A 3,854-nucleotide genomic window follows, 5' to 3' on the forward strand; every position below is an offset into this window, starting at 1 on the left:
ACCGAGGTCATCGCCCACCTGGTGAACCACCTGTACGACGGCGACCTGTTCGAGACGGTGCAGCAGGCCGTGCAGCGCCTGCGCGGCGCCTATGCCATTGCCGTGTTCTGCCGCGACGAGCCGCACCGCGTGGTGGGTGCGCGTGAAGGCTCGCCGCTGGTGCTGGGCCGGGGCGAGGGTGAAAACTTCCTGGCCAGCGACGCGATGGCCCTGGCCGGCGTGACCGACCAGATCGTGTATCTGGAAGAGGGCGACGTGGTGGACGTGCAGCTCAACAAGGTGTGGATCAACGGCCGCCAGGCAGACGGCAGCCTGCGCCCGGTGGAGCGTGAGGTGCGCACCGTGCATGCCCACACCGGCGCGGCCGAGCTGGGCCCCTACCGCCACTACATGCAGAAGGAAATCTTCGAGCAGCCCAAGGCGATTGCCGACACGCTGGAAGCGGTGGCCGGCGTGTCGCCCGAGCTGTTCGGCGATGGTGCGCACGGCATCTTCAAGCAGGTGGACCAGGTGCTGGTGCTGGCCTGCGGCACCAGCTACTACGCCGGCCTGGTGGCGCGGCAGTGGATCGAATCACTGGCCGGCCTGCCCACCACGGTGGAAATTGCCAGCGAGTACCGCTACCGCGACAGCGTGCCCAACCCGCGCACGCTGGTGGTCACCATCACGCAAAGTGGTGAAACCGCCGACACGCTGGCTGCGCTCAAGCACGCCCGCTCACTGGGCATGCCGCACACGCTGACCGTGTGCAACGTGCCCACCAGCGCGATGGTGCGCGAGTGCAAGCTGGCCTTCATCACCCGCGCCGGGGCCGAGATCGGCGTGGCCTCGACCAAGGCCTTCACCACGCAGCTGGTGGGCCTCTTCCTGCTGGCGCTGGCTTTGGGTCAGGTGCGCGGCAAGCTGACCGACGAACAGGAAGCGCGCCACCTGAAGGACCTGCGTCACCTGCCGGCGGCCATCCAGTCGGTGCTGGCGCTGGAGCCGCAGGTCATCGCCTGGAGCGACGAATTCGCCCGCAAGGAAAACGCGCTGTTCCTGGGCCGCGGCCTGCACTACCCGGTGGCGCTGGAGGGCGCGCTCAAGCTCAAGGAGATCAGCTACATCCATGCCGAGGCCTACCCCGCCGGCGAGCTGAAGCACGGCCCCCTGGCCCTGGTGACCGCCGCGATGCCGGTGGTGACGGTGGCGCCCAACGACCAGCTGCTGGAAAAGCTCAAGAGCAACCTGCAAGAGGTGCGCGCCCGCGGCGGCGAGCTCTTCGTCTTCGCCGACGGCGACACCCACATCCAGCGCGACGCCGGCATGCACGTCATCCGCATGCCCGAGCACTACGGCTGGCTCTCGCCCATCCTGCACACTGTGCCGCTGCAGCTGCTGGCCTACCACACCGCCTGCGCGCGGGGCACCGATGTGGACAAGCCGCGGAATCTGGCGAAGAGTGTGACGGTGGAGTGAGACGCGGGCGTCCGGCATGCCTATCCCACGCCACCGCCGACGCCGCAGCGTCCCTTCCGTGACGATAGATAGTCACAAATAGGCTGGCGTTGTTATATTAGATCGTCATGCCCAAGACCGCCCGAGCTCTCCTGCGCCTTCCGCCGGCCACCGCTGGCGCGATTGAAAAGCTGGGCGCCGACTTGGCGGTGGCCAGGTTGCGCCGCAAGGAGTCGCTCCGGTCCTGGGCGCAGCGGCTGGGCGTGACGGTGTCCACCCTCCAGCGACTGGAGGCCGGCGACCCGTCGGTCGGCATCGGCATCGTCGCAAGCGCGCTGTGGCTCATTCAGCGCGACGGCGAGTTGAGGAATCTGGCCGCGCCCGAGCATGACCAGGGTGCCATCGAAAAGGACGTGCGCGCCGCCGTCGAACTGGGCCGCGCACGCACGCAGGCCGCCGAGCAGGCACGACTGCGCGCGGCCAGGAAGGCCGACGAGGCCAAGGGCTGAGATGCGCCTGGACGACCTGTACCTCTGGTACCTGGGCGACCCGCACACGCCGTGCTACGTCGGCGCGCTGAAGCTGGTGTCGGCCGGCAAGGGCGTGTCGCTGCACTACGGCCCGGCCTGGCTGGGCGGCGGATTTCCCCTGAGTGAGGACCTCCCCCTCGTCAATACCGAGTTCCTGCCCCCGGGCAGGCTGGCGGCCGATGCGCAACGTGCGGTCGGCGCTGTGGATGACGCGCGGCCTGACCGCTGGGGCGAAAAGGTCATCCGCTTCGTCGACAAGCCCCAACGCCTGTCGCTGATGGAGTACCTGTACTACGCAGGCGACGACCGATTCGGGGCGCTCGGCGTGTCGACCTCGCCCGACATCTACAGCCCTCGCGATGCCAGTCCGTTGCCGCGGCTGGAGCAGGTCCAGCAGCTCAGCGAGGTGGTGGCGAAGATCGAAGCTCAGGAGCCCATCAGCACATTGGAAGCCCGCGTCATCGCGGGCGGCGGCAGTCCGCTCGGCGGCGCCAAGCCCAAGGCGCTCATCGAGATCGACGGCGAGCAGTGGGTCATCAAGTTTTTCAACAACGAACCGGTCGACACGCCGCTCATCGAGCACGCGGCGATGACGCTGGCGCAACGCGCGGGCATCACCGTGGCCCAGACCCAGGTCATCCGGCTGGCGGACTCGAACGCCCTTGCCGTCCGGCGTTTTGACCGGGACGGCGGTCGGCGCATCCACAGCATCTCGGCGGGCACCGCCATCCGCGCGGCCACGGCGTCCGGCGCCGAGCCGGAGATGGGCTATCCGGAACTGGCGCGCATTCTGCGTCGGGTCGGCATCACGCAAGACGGCCTGAACGAGCGCGATGCTCGCGAACTGTTTCGCCGCATGGTGTTCAACATCCTGGTCGACAACACCGACGACCATGAGAAGAACCATGCGCTGCTGGTGGCGCAACCGTTCGCCAACGGCCGATTGCGGCTCGCGCCGGCCTATGACGTGCTGCCGACGAACTCGGGGCAGGGCTACCAGGAGTTCATCTGCGGTGACTTGGGCCACGACTCGACGCTGGCCAATGCGATGTCTCAGTGTGAAGCGTTCGGCCTGCTTCCGGCAGAGGCGGCCACCGAGGTCACGGCGGTCATCGAGGTCGTCAACACCTGGCAGGCGCACTTTCAGCGGGTGGGTGTGACCGCGAAGGACATCCAGAGTTTGGCCGAGCGCATCGATGGCCAAGCCCTGCTGAGCCAGCGCGAAGGCTTCGACGCTGCCCCGTACCAGTCGCCGCCAGGCAAGAGAAAGCGCGCCAGCCCGTTCCGGCGCCCGTGAAGGGCCGAGAGCCTGGCTGGAGAAGCTCAGGCTCAAGCCCCAGGTGAGCAGCCAGGAACTCGGTCGGCAGATCATCGACACCTTCTTTGAAAGCCATCAGGCCGAGTCCGAGGACGAGCCGCTCACGCTGTCGCTGATCGACCTGCAGAAGATCGAGCCGGTGCTGGCCGCCACCCAGCAATGGGCCCGGGCCAGCAAGACCCTGCTGCTCCAGTCGCCCCACGCGGCGGCCGCCTGGGCCTTGTCCCGCGCGCGCGACGAGAGCGAAAACTACGGACGTGGTGGCCGCTTCGACTACGGCATGGTGGACCTGCGCGATTTCGTGGACCATGGCAGCAACCGGCTGAAGGCGGTGTTCCCCGCAGCCGCCCAGACGCCCGAGATCACGGCCGCACTGGGCGAGCTGCGCGCGGCCCAGCAGGCCGTCGCCAAGGCGGTGCCATCGGCGGTGGTGTGGCAACGCAGCAGCCGGCAGCGCCCGCGCGCCAGCGGCCTGAGCGCCTTCGTGCCGAACAGCTTCCACATCCTGAACGCCGAAAACGCCAGGATCGTGCAGCAGCAGGTGCAGGCCTTGACGGTGGGCCAGCCCT

General features: G+C 68.2%; 4 protein-coding genes. All 4 read left to right on the top strand.

All coding sequences use genetic code 11. The features are described from left to right. A partial coding sequence (gene glmS / locus ABNT58_RS16170; RefSeq protein WP_348754479.1) for a glutamine--fructose-6-phosphate transaminase (isomerizing) occupies positions 1 to 1,458 on the top strand: 1,458 nt, incomplete at its 5' end. A 107-nt stretch (positions 1,459 to 1,565) separates the two neighbouring features. After that, the gene (locus ABNT58_RS16175; RefSeq protein ID WP_348754480.1) at positions 1,566 to 1,946 is read left to right on the top strand and encodes an XRE family transcriptional regulator; all 381 of its coding nucleotides are present in this window, start codon (positions 1,566 to 1,568) and stop codon (positions 1,944 to 1,946) included. A 1-nt stretch (position 1,947) separates the two neighbouring features. Further along, positions 1,948 to 3,264 carry a HipA domain-containing protein gene (locus ABNT58_RS16180; protein ID WP_348754481.1) on the top strand — a complete coding sequence of 439 codons (1,317 nt, stop codon included), beginning with the start codon at positions 1,948 to 1,950 and terminating at the stop codon, positions 3,262 to 3,264. Between the two features lie 43 nt (positions 3,265 to 3,307). Further along, positions 3,308 to 3,854 (top strand): hypothetical protein (locus ABNT58_RS16185; protein ID WP_348754482.1); only part of this gene is annotated, 547 nt, incomplete at its 3' end.

Origin of the sequence: uncultured Aquincola sp. (assembly GCF_964001545.1) — a bacterium.
Taxonomy (GTDB): domain Bacteria; phylum Pseudomonadota; class Gammaproteobacteria; order Burkholderiales; family Burkholderiaceae_C; genus Aquincola.

Bases quoted from the DNA above. Each gene is read 5' to 3' on its own strand.
- ABNT58_RS16175 (WP_348754480.1), top strand. From the start codon at position 1,566: ATGCCCAAGACCGCCCGAGCTCTCCTGCGCCTTCCGCCGGCCACCGCT.
- ABNT58_RS16180 (WP_348754481.1), top strand. From the start codon at position 1,948: ATGCGCCTGGACGACCTGTACCTCTGGTACCTGGGCGACCCGCACACG.